Origin of the sequence: Clostridium sp. AF37-5 (genome assembly GCF_003477605.1) — a bacterium.
Taxonomy (GTDB): Bacteria; Bacillota; Clostridia; order Lachnospirales; family Lachnospiraceae; genus Eubacterium_F.
The window spans coordinates 1-20,957 of the sequence record NZ_QUDR01000014.1 but is presented as its reverse complement, the minus strand read 5'-3'; the positions used below and the strand labels follow the sequence as shown (position 1 = coordinate 20,957).

Genomic DNA, 20,957 nt, shown 5'->3' with positions numbered 1-20,957 from the left:
ATCCTGAGAAAGCAAAACCCAACCGCTTATTGCCCTCCCCTAACTAACCAAAATCAAGATGTACAATCTGGTACATTTTTAGGTTTTAACAGAGAATTAGAAAAAATGTGAGTGGAATGCATTACAAACACACGGGTATCAGGCAACGCGTAGTCTGCGTGCCGATACCCCTGTGCGTTTGTCTTAGCGGGAGCGATGCATGACACGCACATTTTTTCTAATTCTCTGCAAAAAACAAAAAATATACCAGATTACTTGCACTGCACCCTCTTATGCTCTAAAATAAGAAAAAAACAAGCGAGGCATGAAAATGAAAAAAACAGCGGTCATCACCGGAGCATCCGGAGGAATCGGCGGAGCAGCCGCCATCCAGTTAGCAAAAGAAGGGTATTCACTGGCTTTATTAGGACACCGTTCCAAAGAAAAACTCCAAAAAATCAAACAGGCGTGCATGGATGCACAACCAAACAGTGATGCGGTTATCTTTTCGCTCTGTGGGGATTTGAGTAACGCAAAAGAAGCGGGGCAGTTGATACAAAAAGCGGTTGAATCACTCGGACATGTGGATTTATTCCTGCACTGCGCCGGTATTTCCCACATTGGATTACTGACGGATATGTCTGATGAGGAATGGATGAATGTAATCAACAGCGACTTATCTTCAGCGTTCTACTGTTGCAGGAAAATTGTGCCTTATATGGTATCAAAAAAAGCAGGACGAATCCTTATGATTTCTTCTGTATGGGGAAATGCAGGGGCCTCCTGCGAAGTTGCTTATTCGGCAGCCAAAGGTGGCATCAATCTGTTTACAAAAGCGCTCGCCAAGGAGCTTGCACCAAGTAACATCGCCGTAAATGCGCTTGCCTGCGGTATGATTGATACTCCGATGAATGCTTGTTTTTCAAAAGACGAAATTCGTGAAATATGCGAAGAAATACCCGCCGGACGAATGGGAAGTGTAGAAGAAGTGGCACAAACAATTTCACTTCTTTCTAAAGCTCCCATCTATCTGACAGGTCAAATTCTGACAATTGATGGTGGATGGTGCTAATCTTCTTTTTCTTTGCGGCAAATCGTTCCGCCGCCAAGCACATAATCACCATCGTATAAAACAACGGCCTGTCCCGGTGTAACTGCCCGGACAGGTTCTTCAAATGTAAGAGAAAAAGAATCCTCTGTCACTTCTGAAATTACCGCTTTTGCCCCGCCATGATTATAACGGATTCTTGCAGTCACTTTCTGTCCCACTTCAAAGTGGTCCACTGCCATATGATTTACCTGATTTGCCTTTAACCAGTCCGTAAAGACTTCATCATTTTTTCCAAGTACAACTTCATTTGTCTCCGGACAGATTTCCACAACAAACATCGGTTCGCCAAAAGCAATTCCTAAGCCTTTTCGCTGACCAATCGTATAATGCCCGATTCCTTTGTGTGTACCAAGGATTTCACCGGAAGTCGAAGCAAAATTCCCCGGCTTTTCCACTTCATTGGTCTCGCGTTCAATAAAACCGGCGTAATCATTATCCGGCACAAAGCAAATTTCCTGACTATCCGGCTTATGTGCCACCTGAAGGCCTGCCTTTTCCGCAATTGCACGAATCTGCGGTTTTTCGTATGAGCCAATCGGAAAAAGTGTATGCGATAACTGATTCTGTGTCAGATTATATAAGGCATAAGTCTGGTCTTTTCCTTTTGCATCCGAGCGAATCAGCGTATATCTTCCATTTTCTAACTGCACAATCTTAGCATAGTGACCGGTCGCAATATAATCAGCACCAATCGCCAGACTTTTTTGCAGCAGAGATTCCCATTTCACATACCGGTTGCACGCTATACACGGATTCGGTGTTCTTCCCGCTCTATATTCCTTCACAAAATAATCAATGACATTTTCCTGAAATTCTTCACGGAAATTCATCACATAATAAGGGATTCCAATCTGATTTGCCACACGTCTGGCATCCTCGACAGCACTCAGACCGCAGCATCCGCCTTCGTGCTCGATGGTGCAGGTATCTTCCTGCTGCCAGATTTGCATCGTTACGCCAATCACATCGTATCCCTGTTGTTTTAAAAGGTAGGCAGCCGCAGAGGAATCAACCCCTCCGGACATGCCTACCACTACGGTTTTCTTATTCTTCATCATTAATATCTGCCTTTGGTTTATCCAACCCTTCAATCTTAATTCCATGCTTCTCAGCGTAATCCCACAAAGCAGCATGAATGGCTTCCTCTGCCAAAAGCGAGCAGTGAACTTTTACCGGCGGAAGTCCATCCAAAGCTTCCATTACTGCTTTGTTTGTCACTTCCAGTGCCTCGTAAATCGTTTTTCCTTTTACCAGTTCCGTTGCCATACTGCTGGTCGCAACTGCTGCGCCGCATCCAAATGTCTTAAATTTACATTCTTTAATAATTTTTGTATCTTCATCAATGTCTAAGTACATTCTCATGATATCGCCGCACTTAGCATTTCCGACTGTTCCTACACCACTGGCATTTTCAATCTCGCCAACATTTCTCGGATTTGAAAAATGATCCATTACTTTTTCACTGTACATTTATTTTCCCTCGCTTTCTTTCTTTACAAAATCATCATAAAGAGGTGACATGCTGCGAAGTCTCTCAACAATCATTTTCAGATTGTCCACAACATAATCAGCATCTTCTTTGGTTGTTTCTTCGGACAACGTCAAACGAAGCGAACCATGTGCAATCTCATGAGGAAGTCCAATTGCCAGCAATACATGTGAAGGATCCAAAGAACCGGATGTACATGCCGAGCCGCTCGATGCACAAATTCCTTTTTGGTCAAGCATAATCAGAAGGGACTCTCCCTCAATAAATCGGAAGCATACATTTACATTATTCGGAAGTCTCTTCTCTCTGTGACCATTCACTTTTACATAAGGAATTTCCTTCTCAATACGAGAAATCAAATAGTCACGGACTTCAATCTGCTTTTTCGCATTTTCTTCCATATTCTGTACAGCCAGTGCAGTCGCTGCACCCATACCAACGATTCCCGGTACATTATGTGTGCCGGCACGACGGGAGCGCTCCTGTGCACCACCATGAATCAATGGTCCAATCTTTACGCCGTTGCGCAGATACATAAATCCAATTCCTTTCGGGCCATGGAATTTATGACCGCTTGCACTTAACATATCAATGTTCATTTCCTGCACGTCAATCGGCACATGACCAAATGCCTGAACCGCATCCGTGTGGAACAAAATATCATGTTTTTTTGCAATGGCACCAATCTCTTTAATAGGCTCCATCGTTCCAATTTCATTATTGGCAAACATCACAGAAATCAAAATCGTATCCGGACGAATAGCTTTCTCCAGTTCGTCCAACGAAATCAAACCATCTTCATCCACATCGAGATAAGTCACTTCAAAGCCTTTGCGCTCTAACCATGCAGTCGTATGAAGTACGGCGTGATGCTCAATTTTCGTTGTAATAATGTGTTTTCCTTTATTCTGATAAGCTTCTGCTGTCATCTTAATTGCCCAGTTGTCAGCCTCACTTCCGCCTCCGGTAAAATAAACTTCTGCCGGTGTTTTCGCATTTAAAGCATTTGCAATCTGCTCTCTCGCATCGTCAACCGCTTTCTTTGCTTTTCCGGCAAAACTGTAAACACTCGCCGGATTACTATATGTGTCCATAAAGTAAGGCATCATCTGTTCAAAAACTTCCGGCTTAACTGCTGTCGTTGCAGCATTGTCTAAATATATTAATGAGTCCATAATTCGCACTCCTTTTCATATAATTTTGATAGGATATACTTATTATAACAACTTTGATTTTGTTGTCAAGTTTCCTTTCTTAATCTCGTCCACATATAAAACCTTTTCCTTTACATGGAAAATAATATCAAACCCGGAAAACTCCATACCATATTTTCTCGTCTCATCTTCATGATAAGCCGGTCTTGGATCCTGGCTCAATACCTCTTCTAATGCTCCTCTTTTATCCTCTGGTATTTTCCCCCATAATTCATCAGAACATACTACCTCAAGCACATCCATTAAATGCTCACCGGCAAAGCCTAAAGATGCCTCCGGGATACTGTCCGCATACGGTAAATAAGGCTTAATATCATAAATCGGCGTTCCATTCATTAAGTCTACGCCGGCAACCTGAAGCACCGCTCCCTTATTTTTTGTCTGCTCCACACCAATGAGTCGAACGGCAGTTAGTCCAATCGGATTCGGGCGAAATGGTGAGCGGGTGGCAAACACGCCTACTCGCTTATTTCCTCCCAGTCTCGGAGGTCTGACAGTAGGCGACCATTTTTTCGATACATTTTCTGAAAACTGCCACAAAAGCCACAAATGAGAATATTTCTCAATACCACGCAGTGCCTCTTCCATGCGGTATTCCGGTTCAAATACGATAATTCCTTCGGACTCATGAGCCAACGCTCCTTGCCTTGGGATTCCAAATTTTTCAGAAAAATCTGTATAAATGGTTGCAACTACCTTCATTTTCATTCCCCTTTATTTTTCCAAAACAAAGAGGGCTGCCCACTGACAGCCCCCTCTCATTCACCTTACAGTGAAATTATTTGTGCCATTTCCAATCGCGAATTTCAGGAAGATCCTGACCATATTCCGCAATATACTGTTTATGCTCAACCAATTTGTCGTTCATCTGCTGGATAAGGTAAGAACCTTTGTTTCCAAGCTGTGGAAGGTGCATAATTGCATCTTTAACAAGATTGAAGCGGTCAATCTCGTTCTGAACACGCATATCAAATGGAGTAGTAATTGTACCCTCTTCCTGATAACCATGTACAGAAACATTTTTATTATGACGCTCATAAGTCAACTCATGAATGAGTGTTGGATATCCGTGGAATGCAAAGATAACCGGTGTATCCTTTGTAAACAGAGCATCATACTCACGGTCAGAAAGACCATGTGGATGTTTACTGTCAGACTCAAGTTTAAACAAGTCTACTACGTTAATTACACGAATCTTCAATTCAGGCATTGCATCACGAAGAATTGTTGTAGCAGCAAGAGTCTCAAGTGTTGGTGTATCACCACAACATGCCATAACAAGATCCGGCTCAGCATTCTGGTCGTTACTAGCCCATTCCCAAACACTGATACCCTGTGTACAGTGTTTAACAGCCTGCTCCATTGTCAGCCACTGTTTGCTTGGATGTTTGGATGCAACAATTGCATTAACATAGTTCTTGCTCTTTACACAATGATCAAAGCAGGAAAGCAAGCAGTTTGCATCTGGTGGAAGGTACATACGTACAACGTCTGCCTTCTTGTTAGCCAAATGATCTAAGAAACCTGGATCCTGATGTGTAAATCCATTATGATCCTGCTGCCATACATTCGATGTCAAAATGAAGTTCAAGGATGCAATTGGCTGTCTCCAGGAAAGCTGGTTTGTTACTTTCAACCATTTTGCATGCTGTGCTGCCATCGAATCTACAACACGGATAAATGCTTCGTAAGAAGCAAAGAAACCATGACGTCCGGTAAGAAGATAAGCTTCCAGCCATGCTTCACACATATGCTCAGAAAGCATACCATCCATGATACGTCCATCCAGTGCAAGGTTGTCATCATCACTGTACATATTTGCATTCCAAGGACGATTCTCAACTTCGAATGCATGATACAGACGGTTAGACATAGATTCGTCCGGTCCGAAAATACGGAAGTTTTTATTTTCTTTATTCAAGGTGAAGATGTCACGCACATAAGCACCAAGCTCGATCATATCCTGTGCCTGAGTCTCACCAGGAACAACATCTTTTACACCATACTCACGGAAATCCGGGAGACGAAGATCTTTCAAAAGAAGACCACCGTTTGCATGTGGGTTAGCACCCATACGAGCATTTCCCTTAGGAGCCATATCAACGATCTCCTGTTTAACGCTTCCGTCTTCATTGAAGAGTTCTTCTGGTTTGTAGCTAAGCAGCCACTCTCTCAACTGATCCAAATGCTCTGGTTTTTCCATTGACATAGGAACCTGATGTGCACGGAAAGAACCTTCGATTTTCTGTCCGTCTACTACTCTTGGGCCTGTCCATCCCTTTGGAGTACGAAGTACGATCATTGGCCAAGCAACTCTCTTTGCATCGTTGTTTTCACGAGCATGTTTCTGAATTGCTTTAATTTTCTCGATACAGCTGTCCATTGCCTCGCACATAGCCTTGTGCATAGCAATATGATCTTCCGGATCGATACCATCGTTCATTTCATCTTTTGCTTCTACAAAGATCGGATCCCATCCGCATCCCTTGAAGAAATTCTCTACTTCTTCATGAGACATACGTGCAAATACAGTAGGGTTGCTAATCTTGTATCCATTCATATGAAGGATTGGAAGAACCGCACCATCTGTGATCGGATTTAAGAATTTATTGGACTGCCAGGAAGTTGCCAGTGGGCCTGTCTCAGATTCACCGTCACCAACTACTGGAACTGCAATCAAATCCGGGTTATCAAATACGGCACCAAACGCATGAGCGACTGAATAACCAAGTTCTCCACCTTCATTAATTGAACCTGGAGTCTCCGGTGCACAGTGACTTGGTACTCCACATGGGAATGAGAACTGTTTGAACATCTTCTGCATACCCTCAACATCCTGAGAAATATTAGGATAGATTTCACTGTATGTTCCATCAATGTAGGTATTTGCAATCTGGAAGTTTCCGCCGTGTCCAGGACCGGAAATGTAAATCATATCCAAATCATACCGTTTGATAACACGGTTACAGTGAGTCCAGACAAAGTTCTGTCCCGGTACTGTTCCCCAGTGACCTACAATTTTCTTTTTAACATGATCCATAGTAAGTGGTTTGCGAAGCAGCGGGTTATCCAACAGATACAACTGACCAGCGGATAAATAGTTTGCTGCACGCCAATATGTGTCCATCTTCTGCAGCATCTCATCACACAGAGGCTGCTTCTCAAGACAAGTATTTTCGCTCATAATGAACTCCTTTCGAAATTTTCTTTTTAACTAAACTTTTCAACATTTCCCATTATATAGGCAATCGACAAATTCTTCAACCTTTTTTATCGATTTTTTGAGGTTTTTGTCACTTTGTCAAAAAAATAACAATATTACATGCTTTTTTGTGCATATTTTCTACAATCAATCCAAATAGGTCGGATGACGAAGAGAACCTTTCTTAAATTCTCCCTCTGATGTTGCAAACGGGTACTGTAATTCCGATTCGTAATAATACCATGGATCCTCCTCGTGTGCCGGATTTGTGAGCAGATGGAACTGTTTTGCGGGCTTTCCTCCCTTTCCTAGTAAAAATGCCTTCTCGCCATTTTCATTGACACACACATCAACAACCACTGCCGCATCACCGGTCGCCACATCCAAAAACAAATCACCGGTCTGCAATTTATCTTTTTTAATCTTTTTCGTCTCTTTTTCCAATGTTGAAACCGATGTATAAGTCAAAACACAGTGCAGATACGCTTCCAAATTTTTCCTCGTTTTATCCAGTTCACCACCATTGACCCAAATTGCGCCGGTCGCATCTTTGCGGATGCGGAATCCTTCTCTCCACTTTTGATACTGTGCTGCAAAGCCATCGGAAAACTGAAAAGAGATTTTGTCATACATTTGATTTTCCCACAAATACTCGGTATATAATCGAATCACGGAACCGCCGGCCCACTGAAGATTCTCCTTTGCTAACGGAAGTTTGAAAACCGCCGGCGTGTTGGTGATGTCCTTTGCCTTTTTTCCATCCCATGTTTTTACTACACCTGTAGATTTTTTTAAGGAATAATTTCGTAAAAACTCCGCAAGGCTTCCCTTTTCTGCCTCTTCTCTTGTATATCCTTTCGGCGTGTTGATACGCTCTGCAAGCGTCATCCCTTCCTCATTTACGATAGGAAGCTGTTTTTGCTCTTCTTTCGTTTCTTTTTTTTCTTCTTTTTTTGTTGCCTGACCGGATACAGCCACCGGTTCTGAAAACGATGCCGGTGCACGCCAGATCATCGGTCCCCAAAGTGGAGAAAACAACAGCAATAACACACCGCCTAATAATCCTGCCAAAATAATCGCATCCTTTTGATGCATTCTTCGTCTGCTCATAACCATCTTTCCTCTCCTGCATTTGTCCTTATTATATCCAATCCCTCTGTAATTGTCTATTCTATTTTTCACCCCTCTTCTGTGAAAAATAGCATCAAAAGAAGGACAAATTGGCATATAAGGTTTTACAAATTGCCTTTTTAATTGTATAATAAAGAATACTTTACGAAAAATGGAGGACTTTTATGCAAAAAAAAGAACGGAAACAGCGGGTTCGCAAGACACCGCCGTTACTGCCCCGTTTGGTAATACTATTCTTTCTTTTGATGGTTCTGCTCTTTATGAACATCGATATGTGCAGCCGTATACTTAACTACGGAAGCTATGAAAAAACTACCGCCACCATTGTTGCAAAAAAGACGGACGGTTTTCTTCTCCTGATTCCGATGGCAGAACTTTCTTATCAATATGAAGGAACAGAGTATAAGGAAGATAAATTTTTTATCCTGCCACATCTCTTTGGCATATCCAATGAGGCCGGACAACAGATTACAATTTATGTAAATAAAACATCACCAAATTACTGTTTGATACAGCAGCCATTTTATAAAAATGTGGTAAACTGGATTCTTCTCCTATTATTGGGGGTCTGGATCTATAATATCATTAAGCTGCATAAAAAGAAGAAGGAGGCAACACATGAAAGCCAAATGGAACGAATGGAAAAATAGCATCAAACAAATGCGTGTTGACAAACGTTGGTTTGACATCACCTGCAAAATTATTTCCTTCCCTTTTGTCCTGCTCTACCATATTTTGAATTTCTGCCTGACATTTTCAAAAGTAATTCTGAATGTAATTTTACTGGTTTTAATTATTGGTGGAATTGCCGGTGGAATTTTGTATGCCAAAATACTTCCAATGTATCAGGATTCCTGTGAGCAGGCATACGACAAACTGTCAAACCTGAACGAAAACAGTTTTCATATGTTTTCCAACACCGTCATCTACGACAAAGATGGGAAGAAAATTGGCGAAATCGACAGTGGTTCTTATAAATATGTAAAAATCAATAAAATTTCGGAATATATCCAATACGGATACATAGCAACCGAAGACAAAAAATTTATGGAACACCGCGGCATTGATTTACAGTCGATTACACGTGCGGGCATTTCCCTCATTACAAATAAAGGAGAAATCACTCAGGGTGGAAGTACCATTACCCAGCAGGTCATCAAAAATAATCTGCTGTCGCAAAAGCAGTCTTTCGGCAGAAAATTAACCGAAGTTTTACTTGCACCGGCACTGGAACAAAAATACAACAAAGCTGATATTATGGAGTTCTACTGCAATAGTAACTTCTATGGCAACCGGTGTTATGGCGTAGAAACCGCAAGCAAATTTTACTTTGGCTGCTCTGCCAAAGATGTAACACTTGGTCAGGCTGCCATGCTCTGTGGTATTTCCAACAGCCCAAATAATTATAATCCAATTGCGAGCATGAAACTTGCGAAAGAAAAACAGCTTCAAGTTCTTAATAACATGTTAGAACAGGGTTATATCACGAAAAAACAGTTTAATAAGGCAAAAAATGAAGAAATAACCATTGTCGGTCTGGATACCAGTTCCTCCTCGGAGAATTACATGATGAGTTATGCCATTGACCGGGCAGCCATCCAATTGATGAAGGAACATGGTTTTAAATTCCAGTACAACTTTTCTTCCAAAAAAGAGCAGGATACTTATAACAAAAAATACTCCACGGAATACAGCAAACGTTCAGCAGAGATTCGTGCAGGTGGTTATAAAATATACACTTCGCTGAATCCAAAGATTCAAAAGCGCCTGCAAAAATCCGTATCAAAAACCTTATCGACTTTTACGGAGAAAAGTAAAAAAACGAAAAAATATGCGTTACAGAGTGCCGCCATGTGTATTGACAATGAAACTCAATATGTAGTTGCCGTGGTGGGTGGCAGAACGCAGAACGACCAGTATAACCGTGCCTTTCTTTCAAAGCGGCAGCCCGGTTCTACCATCAAACCACTTTTGGATTACGCACCGGCTATTGACAATGGCGTTATTAATGGCTCAACCGTTATCAATGATCACAAGGTCTATTGGGATAACACCAACAAAAAAAGCTACAGTCCAAGTAACAGTGGCGGCGGCTATCACGGAAATGTCACCGTCCGCGAAGGACTAGCGCGAAGTTTAAATACCGTTGCTTTCCAGATTTTCAAAGAAGTCGGTACGGAAACTGCAATGAACTATTTAGATAAACTGCAGTTTTCTTCCCTCTCCTATGCCGATAATCTGGCTCCGGCAGTTTCTTTAGGCGGATTCACTTATGGTGTTACGATTAACGATATGTGCCGAGGTTATGCTACACTGGAAAATAATGGTAAAATGAGTTCCCGTACCTGTCTTGTCAAGATTGAACACGAAACAAACGGAACCGTTTACGAAGCACCGGAAATTGAGGACAGTGAAACGGAAGTTTACTCCGCAGACACATCTTTCATTATGAAGGATATGATGCAGGGTACATTTAATGAAGCTTACGGAACCGGTCATGCAGGATATAACAGCAATCAAATCTACGCCGGCAAAACCGGTACAACCAGCAGCAACAAGGATGCTTGGTTCTGCGGCTTCTCAAGTTATTACACAACGGCAGTCTGGATCGGTTACGATACGCCTCGAAAAATGCCCGGTATGTACGGAAGCACCTATCCTCTCCGTATCTGGTCAAGTTTTATGAACGGACTTCATAAAAACAAAAAACAGGCAAATTTTGATCTACCGGAAACCATTGAACTGCGAAGAATATCCGGTGGAAACTTATCTTCCTCGACAAAGGAAATCAGTTATAATCCGTTAAAACGCTATTACAGCCAGCGTCCTGGCGGCTATGACTATTATTCGCAGCAAAACAATGACAGAAAATCAAACTGGGAGAAAGAATACAAAATATCTGCTTCAAAAAGAGAAGCAGAAAAAGCTGTTTCCGCATTTGAAAAATATAAAATTAAGGATGTCAGAACTGCTTCTGCATTTGAAGATGAATATGACAAGGTAAATGCAATTATTGCAAAAATCCCGGACGAATATGCACAAGGTCCTTATAAAGAGCGAGTTGCTACCAAATATAACTCACTAAAAGATATTGTTAAAAACAAATGGGAAAAGGCTATTAAAGAAGCAAAAGCCGATGAGGCAGATAAAATACAGAAACAGCAAAAGATTGATGCAGAAAACGCAGCAACTGAGGCAAACAATACGTTAAAGGCAAACCGTTTAAAAAAGGCAAAATGGTATATTGACACCTTGAAAAAGAGAACATACTATAATGCAACAACAAAAGCCTTGATTAAAGATGGAAACGCTGCTATCAAACGGCTGAAAGGATACAGTGAATATGATTCCTATAAAGCCTCCTTTGACAGCGCCGTAAAACGTGCCAAAACACTTCCGACAAAACAGGAAACACCGGACATCGGCGGCACACCATCCGATAACACACCAGCAAACCCGGATAATTACACGGATGCAACTGCTGTACCTACCGAGACACCGGTACCGGCAGCTCCGTAATTGTTAGCAATTGCCTATCGAAAAAGGACTACGATCCATCGCTTATGATTCGTAGTCCTTTTTATTTCTGTTTTATCTGTTCTGACCAGATTTCAACAAGCCGCTCCAAAGAATAGGCTGCGTTTGCCGGGCTCGTCGAGGGAAGTCCAATTGCTTTTATTCCAACCTTCTTTTCCTGATACTTCGAAAAAAGTTTTTCCGCCAGTTTTCCATTTGCATAGATTTTCCTTATTTTCGAGAGTTCTACTATAGTCGTAATATCTGCCGGCACCACATCTTTAATGCTGCTGTCACTCGAACCGGTAATCTTACACTGCCAAATCACGTCATATACTGCGATGTGATTTCTTAACAACATTTCCTTTTTCTCTTCAATGGAATCCGGTATCTTCTCCTGTACAATGGCAGCTAACACCTTCCAAAAACGGTTCTGTGGATGCCCATAATAAAAGCCCTGTTCTCTCGACTTCACGGAAGGAAAACTTCCCAGAATTAAAATTTCAGAATTTTTATCATATACCGGCTCAAATTCATGACGTACCAATTGCTCTTTTTTCACAAATCGTCCTCCTTTACCGCTTTAATTTCCGCTCCCGAAACTCACTCCATCTCTCTTTCAACTGAAGTTTTTTAATCGTCTTATCATACGCATAAATCTTTAACTTCGGAAATGCCCCAAAAAAGCGCAGTTCTCTTTTCTGCAAAAGGACTGATACCCTGCGGATTTTTACTCGTATACCGTTTTCATCGCTAATGAGCGACTCCGGGATTTTCTCTGAGAAATTTTCCATAATTTGATTTGCGGAACCATTCAGGTAGGCATGAATGGTTGCCAAGTGCTTGTTTAACTGCTTCCAGTTTGCTATCGTTAAAAGCAAATCAGTAATAAACAACACAAAAAAAACTACGCTCACCACGAATAATCCCCGGGGTTCCATATAGGAAAATAAACGAAACAGTGCCGGCTGCACAAAAAACCTCACGGAAAAGCACCCAATTCCAAATGCCAGCGCACCGTACAGACAAATCCGCCCATTTAAATGAAATGGGAAATCACTATAATCCCACCATCTCGTATGAAATATCTTTTCCATCGTATACGAGACAAGGTATTCCAATGCACAGCACAAAAGAGCGGACAAAACGAATACAGCTACCGGATTCTGCACGTGATACAGTGCAAAATAACAGCACAATGCCCCTGCACCGTAAATCGGGCATAACGGCCCCACCAAAAATCCCCGGTTAATCAACTGTTTCTCATTATGCAAAGAACAAACTGTCGACTCCCACAGCCATCCCAAAAAACTATACACAAAAAAACTTAAAACAATTGTACAGCTCCATATTATCATCTGCTTTTTCTCCGTTTTCTTTTTCGTATCCCTTTTATTGTTTCCTCGCCGGCACATATTTTATCTGCTAAGCAGATAATCCATGCCTCCTTTGTCTGTGGTGGTACAATCGTTAATGGAAACATATGCTTTACGATAATATCAGCTTCCCGTTTTGTAATCGAATAATCCCTTTTCGCATTTTTTAGTGATGTATAAGGATGAGAAAACCCATGCAGCCGATGACCGTTGTCCGGATTATGCCAGTCATACAAAAAGTAATCATGAAGCAGCGCTCCCCGTATCAGCACCTTTCGATTCACGGAAAGATGCAGAAACTCCGCTATTCTACAACTGTATTCCGCAACAGCGATGCAGTGATCAAAAACCGTCACATCGCCGTGCTGGATATAATTTTTATTTTCTTCAATTGGCCCTTCCTGCATCAGAGCAGACAAATGCTTAACAATCTCTTTTTTGTACCGGCTCATACCTATCACTCACTTATTTCCATTGCAATTTTCTCTATTCTAACACATCCTTTCAATTCCCACCACATTTTTTTACTCTCGATTTTTAAGTACCTCTGCCGGCGTCATCTTCTTTAATCTGCCAACCAGTACACGATTGATAACAAAATAACAAATCATTATCAAAGCAAAAACTGCCACATACAGCCATGGCTCAAATGATAAATCCAGTCCACATGCAATGTTGCTTACCAGATATCTTGGGTACATCCAATCCATAATTGCCTTTGATAACGGTATATTGACAATTGCGGAAACAAGTACAATATAAAAGTTTCCATCCAGATAAAGTTTCCGAATTTCTTTTGTCCGGAATCCAAATACCTTCATTAATGAAATGGAATATGCAGAGCGGTCAATCATCACTTTCATCATTAAATACATCACAAGGATAAAGATTAACGTGGAAACAATCGTTATGGTAATGACCATGCTGACCATCATCTGCATAAATACATCCGCTGATTTCTCAATATCTTCCTTCGTCGTTGTTGCGTATAAACGTCCGGAAGGAATCTTTAAATCTTTATTCGAAAAAATGGTATTATAATAATCATCCTGCTCACCAAACAAATCTCTGGCACTATCAATGTCCATAAAGACATAAAACGCCGGAGCATACTGGCAGATATCGGTCACCTCGAACGCATATAAGGTATCCGTTTCCTCATCTTTTAACGTAAATTCGTCACCAATAGACAACTCATATTTCTGGGCAAGGGCAGACGAAGCAACTACTTTCCCTTTTCCCTTCTCAACATTAGCATCAAAGTACGAATTTCCCTTTTCGATTCCAAGAACCGTAACATCCCAGTTATAACCGTAAATCTGTTTTTTCATCGTCTTAGCAAGCGCCGGACTGCCGCCATCCGGCACCTCTTTTTCCGGATATTTCAGCGTATACATATAATCGTAATTCGTGTCTGCAATGTTATTATCACGCACATGAACACACAGCTCATAGCAGTCTAAACTAATCATCATGCAGAGCAAAGCAATAAACATACCGACCGCCACTGTAATACCCGCACGGGATTCTCTCAACATCTGGCGGATACGGAACATTTTCAAAAAGCTCATTTTCCCTAATTGAACCGCTTTCTGCTTTTTCTTTTTCGTCTCATTTCGTATCAGCGAAAGAGCTGTTCTTGAAAGTTTCTTCCGAATTACAATATAATTGACAACACACGCCATAACCGGCGGCATAAATACGCCGTAAAGAATCAAATATACCGGTACTTGAACTGTGATTTCCGGCATAGAAAAGTACGCAAGGCAATCCTGCATCTGTACAGGGATTCCGACCGGACTGACTGCTGCCAAAAAGCCAAGGATTCCGGCAAGGGTCGTTACCACGACCGGCAGCATCAGATAATGACGCATCAGTTCGCGTCTGGCTACCCCAAGTGCATACAAAGTTCCAATGATAGAACTCTCTTTTTCAATGCTATGTACAGTAAAGACAGAAATCACATAGGCAAATAAAATAATCAAAATGACACCAAACACAAGCCCTGCCGAAATATTAATTTTCTGATCATCTGCCGAGGCACCAATTCTCGGATTATCTTCCGCCGTCACAAAAGACTGCAAATTGGCAAGATTCACATCCATCTCATCGATAAATTCATCTGCGCCATTTTTCAGTTCATCCATACCATCCTGCAATTTAGAAGCACCTTCACCTGCTTTTTCCACGCCATCGGTATATGACAACAGTCCATCCTTATACTGTTTAAGGGCATCCAGATTTTCTTTGGCACTCTTCCACGCCATAACAGTAATACCCGACTGTGATGCAATCATACGCTCCAACTCATCGGCATAATTTTTCTCAGACAACGATACTGATGTGCCATTTTCCTTTAATGCATCTTCAGTCTGCTCTAATGCGCTTTCAAACAATTTTTCCGGCACAAGGTTCAGTTTGTTTTTATAACGGTTAAGTTTCCGAAGTCCATCTGCCAGTTTTTTTGCACCTTTTGACAAATCATCAATTCCATCATCGATATCGGTCACTTTACCACCGGTTCTATCCCAATAATCCTGAAAGAATGAATCCGATATTTCGTCCGCATCCACTTTAAAATCATTCAAAATATCTTTGACGTCGTCAGAAGTTGTCGTTCCTTTGAGACGGTAAGCATACAAGTATTCCTCTGACTGTGCTGCCAGATGAGACTGTTTCAATTTAATGTACGCTCGTTTACCGACAAACGCCGTACCAAAATTTTTACTGTCTACAATCGTATCCGACATTTTGCGAAGCGGAGCATCATAGTCCGGCGTCGTTGCAATACCGGTCACCCGAAGCTTGATTTTTCCAAGCGTAATCTGACTGCCTACCGTATATTGATGTTCCTCCGCATAACGTCTCTCTAACACAATTTCGTTCTCTTTTTCTGCCAAATGGCCCTCGCGCAGTGCAACCAAATTGATTTTTTGACGGTTTTGGAATACACGAATCGTCTCTTTCTGCTTGGCAAAATCCAGGTAAAACATCTTTTCCAGTTCCACATCGTGTTCTGCAAGCACTTTTTTATTATCTTTTGATAGCGGCACAAAACAGGTAAACTGACCATCTTCCATGTGATTTTTCTCAGCCTGTTCATCCACTCCCTGCACAATTGTTTCTCCTGCACCAACTAAAGAGCCAATCATATACATGCAAAGAATAATTAAAAGTCCCAGTGCCAGATAGCGAAAGAAATTTTCTTTCAAATCCCGTAAAACTCTTTTTCTTAAAATTTTCTGCATCTTATAAATCCTCCAACTTGTCTGCCGGTACTCTTGTTTCATTCGTATACGATTTTTTAATCTGTCCATCCTTCAAAAAAATCACACGATGAACCATTTGTTTAATACTGTTGTTATGCGTTACAATCAGCATTGTTGTTCCGTAACGCGCATTGATTTTCTCGAGCAAAATCAAAATTTCCCGTGACGTCTTTGAGTCCAGCGCTCCGGTCGGTTCATCACACAATAACAACTTTGGATTTTTCACTAATGCCCTTGCAATTGCGCAGCGCTGCTGCTGTCCACCGGAAAGTTGGAATGGAAACTTATTCTGGTGTTCTGTCAATCCCAGAGTATCTAATAATTCATCGACCGAAAGCGGATTATCTGTCAGAAATTCACACACCTGAATATTTTCTCTTACCGTAAGATTCGGTACAAGATTGTAAAACTGAAAAATAAATCCTAAATTTGCACGGCGGTATTCTAACAAATCTTCCCTTTTCATTCCAAAAATTTCTGTCCCCGCCACTTTTACAGAACCGGAATCCATCGTATCCAGTCCTCCAATACAGTTTAAAAGGGTTGACTTACCAGAGCCTGAAGTTCCCTGAATAACACACATTTCTCCTTGTCCTACCTCTGTAGTAATTCCGTTTAACACCTGTACAAAACTACCATCTTCTCCATAACTTTTCTTGACATCTTTGATTTCCAAATACATAATTTTTTCCTTTCTGACATAACATTGTTATGTTGATGTTATTTAAAAAGACCTGTAAAAGGTCTTTAAAATATTACCCACGCACACCAAACATTCCATACCATCCACCAAGCAGATAATTCATCGCCTGTCCGGCAAATGCGAGTGCCTGTTCTTCCTCCTCAATATGTTGAATCATATAAAGGAACATGTCAACTTGATTATGCGACATCCAATGCACAAGCGCTTGATGAATCATCGGAATCTGCAATTCGTCACACATCGCCTTTGTCAGCATTAAATTATGCTCATCCATTTCATCAATAATCAAATCCACTGCATTTTCCATCGAAGAGCCGCCGGCTCCATTAATCAAAAGCAGAATTTCCTCTCGATTCCGGTAGAGTTCATGTACCAAAATCTTTGTCAACTCGACCTCACTCGAATCATCATGTCCGCTGGAGATAACCGATTTTGCCGCTTCATCCGCTTCCGTCTCACGATGAGCCGCAATAAGTTCCCGAACACGAATAAGCACATGCGAAACAAGGGAGCAGAATAAATCATCTTTATCCTGAAAAAAGAAATACAATGCACCTGTCGTAACGCCAGCTTCTCTACAAATTGCACGAAGTGAAGCTTTTGCATACCCTTTTTCCACAAATTCCTTTTTCGCACATGCTAGCAGCCTCTCTTTTGTTTCACTGTCTTTTTGCTCTTCTGCCATTTTCTTTCCTTTCCTGTTGATATGCAACATAACGCTGTTATCTTATCATTCTGTCTTACATCTGTCAAGCGTCAATTGTTCCACAACATTCATTCCCTCACACTGTTTTTTCGCCAGTTCTAATGTCTGTCTATCGGCAAACTGTTCCGGTCTGTGAGCGTCTACTCCAAAAATCACTGAATTACCTGTATTTCGTACAATCTGCCAGAATCGCTCCTCCGGATAGTTGCGGTGAATTGCCAAACCAAGCAAATTATATTCCAACGGAATATTCATCTGTTTCATTGCTTCGCACAACCGTTTCATTTCTCTTTGATAAATTTTATCAGAACCGGTATAGTATATCAAATCCGGATGTGCCAAATATAAGTAGCGTCCGGACCTTGCTCCCTCAATACACAAATCCACATAACGAATCAATCTATCTTCATCATCTGCCATACGTCCACTGTAATTAAAATCACTCTCAGAATCAAGAAAATGTTGTCCAAGTATCATGTAATCCACCGGGTAATCCTTCAAAAAAGCATCCTGCTCCTCCATCAGTTCCGGCAGATATTCGGATTCAAATCCGATAAAAATATCAATATCCTTTTCATATTCCCTGCGAAGCTTTTCAAGTGATGAAAAATAACCATCCGTTTCCTGTGGCGTCATTCGGATATTCGACACATACTCACTTTTATAAATCCACGGACAATGGTCGGAAAATCCCAATATCCGAAATCCTGCCCGAATTGCTTCTTCTACATACTTTCTGTCCTCTCCGAACGCATGCTGACACCGTGTTGTGTGTGTATGATAATTTGCTTTCATCGTCAGTTCCTTTCCACTTCTAATTTTTTTGAATATATTTTTCTTATAACGTCCAATCGGAAGAAAGTCGCACATAGAAAGCCATGTCCGCGAATCACATACGCCAATTAAAAAATCAAATTTTTCGCCAAACTGTTCAATCTCCAACAAAATACCATTGTGGTCATCCTCAAAAGGAATCAAATGCAGCTTATAATTCGGAATTTTCTAACGAATTCATCTGCTTCATAATTGCTGTCGGTGAAATAAATAATTGTTCCGCTGCTTTCGTAAAGCTTCCACAATCCGCAACGGCAAGAAATGTATCCAACATTGGTTCATACATACTGCTTTCCCCTCATGCAATAACGATTTCTCTTCGTGTAAACTTTTAGTTGATGCAACAATAACATATTGGAAATTCTCTGTCAAGACTCGCCATGTTATACTAAAACGCAAAACCTACTCTTGCAGAATACCTGAAAAGTATCGACTCATATGATGTAATCTACCTTGGCCACCCAAATTACTGGGGCACCATGCCGATGGCCGTCTTCACTTTTTTTGAACAATTTGCTGAATTAAACGATGATGTATTGTTTGGATAGGTATGGTCCAGAGAGGACAAACTTTCTTCCAGAGACCGAAACATCGTAACCGTAACCACCCTAATGGCAAGCGGTATCCTTGATAGTTCTTTGAAATTTCACCTCGCAAATGCAAAAAAACATAGCGTAACACAAGAAGAAATTGCTGAAATTATCACACACGCCGCTTTTTATGCCGGCTGGCCAAAAGCCTGGGCTGCCTTTAATATGGCAAAAGAAGTCTGTAAAGAGAACTAATTATAAAATCAACATAGGATACTCCACATATTTTCCGTGGAGTTTTCTTTCTTCCTACTCTCCAATCCCATACTCCTGTAACAATTCTTTCTGGTATTCTGTATCTATGATTGCTTTTTGTATATCGTCCATTCGATGATCTGCTAATAGGCAATGATATAATGTGTTGATTTCCTCGATTCCTTGTGAAATTCCCTTCTCTATTCCTCGTTCCTCATACATATCTAATAATACACACATATTGATTTTTCCTCCTTTTCCTTCAGTTTCTTCAATTAATTCCTTTGCTTTCCGATATCTCGTGTCGTTTGTCACCGCAGACAACCAGTCTAAAAACGCCTCCGGATGGTCTAATTCAAATTCTGTTGTTTGAAAATATTCATCCAGTTTTTTTCTGTCATTTCCACAGCACAGATAACGGACTATGTATTTAAAATCTGATTGATACTGGCGGATTGTCGTTTCCGGCTGGCTTGCTAGGTTAATAATACAAATGGGATGCTCAGGAATCCATTTTGTAAGTTCTTCACCAATATCCTCCGGGAACTCCAGCATATCATTCAGACATCTTGGTTTTTCCCATTCTTTCTGACTGTAATTCAAAACCAGAGTGATGACCGGGCTTAACTTCTGTGAATCGTTAAGTTCTTTTGTCATCGGGGTTGGATAATTGCCGGTTTTTCGATTACTTTCTTTCGCTTCCTTTATCAGCTCCATATATTTGGCGTGCTGGTATCCCATATCGCGTACCGGCATAATATTATTTTTGTCACTCTGATTTTCCAGACATAAGAAAAAACTTCTATTGTGCTTCTTACACTTCATCGGCACATCCATCTGTAACTGCCGAAGTTTATCATCTGATACGGCTTTCGTAATCAACTCGCCGGGTTCCCGCGACAACTCTTTCGCTGACACATAACATCTGCCACCAAATAAGTTTACATTTACAATGTCTGAAAATACATCTTTGTATTGTAGTAAATTTTTCTCTGCTAACTCTTTTGCTCCCAAATGGTATCCTCCTCTTACTCTCCTATCCCATATTCACACAGCAATTCCTTTTGGTATTCTGTATCCATGATTGCTTTTTGTATATCTTCCATTCGATTATCTGCTAACAAGCAATGATATAATGTGTTGATTTCCTCAATTCCTTGTGAGATTCCTTGTGAGATTCCTTGTGAAATTCCTTGTGAAATTCCTTTCTCTACTCCTCGTTCCTCATACATATCTAACAATACACACATATCGATTTTTCCTCCTTTTCCTTCTGTTGTCTCAATTAATTCTTTTGCTTTCCGATATCTCCTGTCATTTGTCACCGCAGATAGCCAATCTAAAAATGCTTCCGGGTGGTCTAATTGAAACTCCGTTGTTTGGAAATATTCATCCAGTTTTCTTCTGTCATTTCCGCAGGACAGGTAACGGACTATGTATTTAAAATCCGATTGATACTGGCGAATTGTCGTTTCCGGCTGACTGGCAAGGTTAATAATACAAATGGGATGCTCTGGAATCCATTTTGTAAGTTCCTCACCAATATCCTCCGGAAATTCCAGCATATCATTCAAACATCTTGGCTTTTTCCATTCTTTCTGACTGTAATTCAAAACCAGAGTGATGACCGGGCTTAACTTCT

19 protein-coding genes and 1 pseudogene are annotated in these 20,957 nt (G+C 41.0%); 4 read left to right on the top strand and 16 right to left on the bottom strand.

Annotated elements, in window-relative coordinates; translation table 11 throughout:
• Positions 1-310 precede the first annotated feature (310 nt).
• Entirely contained in the window at positions 311-1,051 is a 741-nt protein-coding gene (locus DW019_RS09690) for an SDR family NAD(P)-dependent oxidoreductase (RefSeq protein ID WP_347474418.1), read from the top strand.
• Here DW019_RS09690 and mnmA read toward each other — a convergent pair.
• The 6 genes from mnmA to DW019_RS09660 all read right to left on the bottom strand — a co-directional run bounded on the left by mnmA (position 1,048) and on the right by DW019_RS09660 (position 8,105).
• Positions 1,048-2,145: a tRNA 2-thiouridine(34) synthase MnmA gene (mnmA, locus tag DW019_RS09685; protein ID WP_118443257.1), complete on the bottom strand. Its 1,098-nt coding sequence runs from the start codon at positions 2,143-2,145 to the stop codon at positions 1,048-1,050. The two genes, DW019_RS09690 and mnmA, sit on opposite strands and share 4 nt — an antisense overlap.
• Positions 2,135-2,560 carry a Fe-S cluster assembly scaffold protein NifU gene (gene nifU, locus DW019_RS09680; protein ID WP_022377733.1) on the bottom strand — a complete coding sequence of 142 codons (426 nt, stop codon included), beginning with the start codon at positions 2,558-2,560 and terminating at the stop codon, positions 2,135-2,137. Before nifU ends, mnmA begins: the two co-directional genes overlap by 11 nt.
• A complete protein-coding gene (gene nifS / locus DW019_RS09675; protein WP_022377734.1) occupies positions 2,561-3,754 on the bottom strand; it encodes a cysteine desulfurase NifS in 1,194 nt (397 codons plus the stop codon).
• 42 nt (positions 3,755-3,796) lie between these two features.
• A complete protein-coding gene (tsaA, locus tag DW019_RS09670; protein WP_117478241.1) occupies positions 3,797-4,495 on the bottom strand; it encodes a tRNA (N6-threonylcarbamoyladenosine(37)-N6)-methyltransferase TrmO in 699 nt (232 codons plus the stop codon).
• Positions 4,496-4,571: 76 nt separating this feature from the next.
• Entirely contained in the window at positions 4,572-6,977 is a 2,406-nt protein-coding gene (locus DW019_RS09665; protein WP_022377736.1) for a phosphoketolase family protein, read from the bottom strand.
• A 165-nt stretch (positions 6,978-7,142) separates the two neighbouring features.
• Entirely contained in the window at positions 7,143-8,105 is a 963-nt protein-coding gene (locus tag DW019_RS09660) for a DUF4846 domain-containing protein (protein ID WP_182431088.1), read from the bottom strand.
• A gap of 185 nt (positions 8,106-8,290) precedes the next feature.
• Here DW019_RS09660 and DW019_RS09655 point away from each other — a divergent pair, with 185 nt between their 5' ends.
• Together DW019_RS09655 and DW019_RS09650 are read left to right on the top strand one after the other, a co-directional pair.
• Positions 8,291-8,776 (top strand): hypothetical protein, encoded by a 486-nt coding sequence (locus DW019_RS09655; protein WP_118443223.1) that lies wholly within the window; start codon positions 8,291-8,293, stop codon positions 8,774-8,776.
• Positions 8,745-11,645 carry a transglycosylase domain-containing protein gene (locus tag DW019_RS09650; protein WP_118443222.1) on the top strand — a complete coding sequence of 967 codons (2,901 nt, stop codon included), beginning with the start codon at positions 8,745-8,747 and terminating at the stop codon, positions 11,643-11,645. The genes DW019_RS09655 and DW019_RS09650 overlap by 32 nt, the downstream gene beginning before the upstream one ends.
• A gap of 61 nt (positions 11,646-11,706) precedes the next feature.
• On the opposite strand, the gene DW019_RS09645 is transcribed toward DW019_RS09650, so the two are convergent.
• The 8 genes from DW019_RS09645 to DW019_RS15745 all read right to left on the bottom strand — a co-directional run bounded on the left by DW019_RS09645 (position 11,707) and on the right by DW019_RS15745 (position 18,816).
• Positions 11,707-12,204 carry a DNA-deoxyinosine glycosylase gene (locus DW019_RS09645; protein ID WP_022377740.1) on the bottom strand — a complete coding sequence of 166 codons (498 nt, stop codon included), beginning with the start codon at positions 12,202-12,204 and terminating at the stop codon, positions 11,707-11,709.
• A 13-nt stretch (positions 12,205-12,217) separates the two neighbouring features.
• The gene (locus tag DW019_RS09640) at positions 12,218-13,000 is read right to left on the bottom strand and encodes a putative ABC transporter permease (protein WP_182431087.1); all 783 of its coding nucleotides are present in this window, start codon (positions 12,998-13,000) and stop codon (positions 12,218-12,220) included.
• On the bottom strand, positions 12,997-13,470 hold the full coding sequence (locus tag DW019_RS09635; protein WP_118443256.1) for an HD domain-containing protein: 474 nt from the start codon (positions 13,468-13,470) through the stop codon (positions 12,997-12,999). Before DW019_RS09635 ends, DW019_RS09640 begins: the two co-directional genes overlap by 4 nt.
• Before the next feature lie 72 nt (positions 13,471-13,542).
• Positions 13,543-16,266, bottom strand: a complete 2,724-nt coding sequence (locus tag DW019_RS09630) for an FtsX-like permease family protein (protein ID WP_118443220.1) — start codon at positions 16,264-16,266, stop codon at positions 13,543-13,545.
• Between the two features lies 1 nt (position 16,267).
• On the bottom strand, positions 16,268-16,969 hold the full coding sequence (locus tag DW019_RS09625; RefSeq protein ID WP_117478234.1) for an ABC transporter ATP-binding protein: 702 nt from the start codon (positions 16,967-16,969) through the stop codon (positions 16,268-16,270).
• Positions 16,970-17,042: 73 nt separating this feature from the next.
• Complete coding sequence (locus DW019_RS09620; RefSeq protein ID WP_182431086.1) at positions 17,043-17,675, bottom strand: TetR/AcrR family transcriptional regulator; 633 nt, start codon at positions 17,673-17,675, stop codon at positions 17,043-17,045.
• A 45-nt stretch (positions 17,676-17,720) separates the two neighbouring features.
• A complete protein-coding gene (locus DW019_RS15495; RefSeq protein ID WP_347474417.1) occupies positions 17,721-18,641 on the bottom strand; it encodes a histidinol-phosphatase in 921 nt (306 codons plus the stop codon).
• A gap of 40 nt (positions 18,642-18,681) precedes the next feature.
• On the bottom strand, positions 18,682-18,816 hold the full coding sequence (locus DW019_RS15745; protein ID WP_022377747.1) for a LysR family transcriptional regulator: 135 nt from the start codon (positions 18,814-18,816) through the stop codon (positions 18,682-18,684).
• Between the two features lie 277 nt (positions 18,817-19,093).
• Here DW019_RS15745 and DW019_RS15485 point away from each other — a divergent pair.
• Positions 19,094-19,315, top strand: a pseudogene (locus tag DW019_RS15485) (carboxymuconolactone decarboxylase family protein); the annotation flags it as partial.
• 54 nt (positions 19,316-19,369) lie between these two features.
• Here the strand turns inward: DW019_RS15485 and DW019_RS09605 are convergent.
• Both DW019_RS09605 and DW019_RS15070 read right to left on the bottom strand, forming a co-directional pair.
• Complete coding sequence (locus DW019_RS09605; RefSeq protein ID WP_182431085.1) at positions 19,370-20,329, bottom strand: Rpn family recombination-promoting nuclease/putative transposase; 960 nt, start codon at positions 20,327-20,329, stop codon at positions 19,370-19,372.
• 14 nt (positions 20,330-20,343) lie between these two features.
• Positions 20,344-20,957: hypothetical protein (locus DW019_RS15070; RefSeq protein WP_347474416.1), on the bottom strand; the 614-nt coding region annotated here is incomplete at its 5' end.

Bases quoted from the DNA above. Each gene is read 5' to 3' on its own strand.
- DW019_RS09690 (WP_347474418.1), top strand. From the start codon at position 311: ATGAAAAAAACAGCGGTCATCACCGGAGCATCCGGAGGAATCGGCGGA.
- mnmA (WP_118443257.1), bottom strand. From the start codon at position 2,145: ATGAAGAATAAGAAAACCGTAGTGGTAGGCATGTCCGGAGGGGTTGAT.
- nifU (WP_022377733.1), bottom strand. From the start codon at position 2,560: ATGTACAGTGAAAAAGTAATGGATCATTTTTCAAATCCGAGAAATGTT.
- nifS (WP_022377734.1), bottom strand. From the start codon at position 3,754: ATGGACTCATTAATATATTTAGACAATGCTGCAACGACAGCAGTTAAG.
- tsaA (WP_117478241.1), bottom strand. From the start codon at position 4,495: ATGAAGGTAGTTGCAACCATTTATACAGATTTTTCTGAAAAATTTGGA.
- DW019_RS09665 (WP_022377736.1), bottom strand. From the start codon at position 6,977: ATGAGCGAAAATACTTGTCTTGAGAAGCAGCCTCTGTGTGATGAGATG.
- DW019_RS09660 (WP_182431088.1), bottom strand. From the start codon at position 8,105: ATGAGCAGACGAAGAATGCATCAAAAGGATGCGATTATTTTGGCAGGA.
- DW019_RS09655 (WP_118443223.1), top strand. From the start codon at position 8,291: ATGCAAAAAAAAGAACGGAAACAGCGGGTTCGCAAGACACCGCCGTTA.
- DW019_RS09650 (WP_118443222.1), top strand. From the start codon at position 8,745: ATGAAAGCCAAATGGAACGAATGGAAAAATAGCATCAAACAAATGCGT.
- DW019_RS09640 (WP_182431087.1), bottom strand. From the start codon at position 13,000: ATGATAATATGGAGCTGTACAATTGTTTTAAGTTTTTTTGTGTATAGT.
- DW019_RS09635 (WP_118443256.1), bottom strand. From the start codon at position 13,470: ATGAGCCGGTACAAAAAAGAGATTGTTAAGCATTTGTCTGCTCTGATG.
- DW019_RS09630 (WP_118443220.1), bottom strand. From the start codon at position 16,266: ATGCAGAAAATTTTAAGAAAAAGAGTTTTACGGGATTTGAAAGAAAAT.
- DW019_RS09625 (WP_117478234.1), bottom strand. From the start codon at position 16,969: ATGTATTTGGAAATCAAAGATGTCAAGAAAAGTTATGGAGAAGATGGT.
- DW019_RS09620 (WP_182431086.1), bottom strand. From the start codon at position 17,675: ATGGCAGAAGAGCAAAAAGACAGTGAAACAAAAGAGAGGCTGCTAGCA.
- DW019_RS15745 (WP_022377747.1), bottom strand. From the start codon at position 18,816: ATGTATGAACCAATGTTGGATACATTTCTTGCCGTTGCGGATTGTGGA.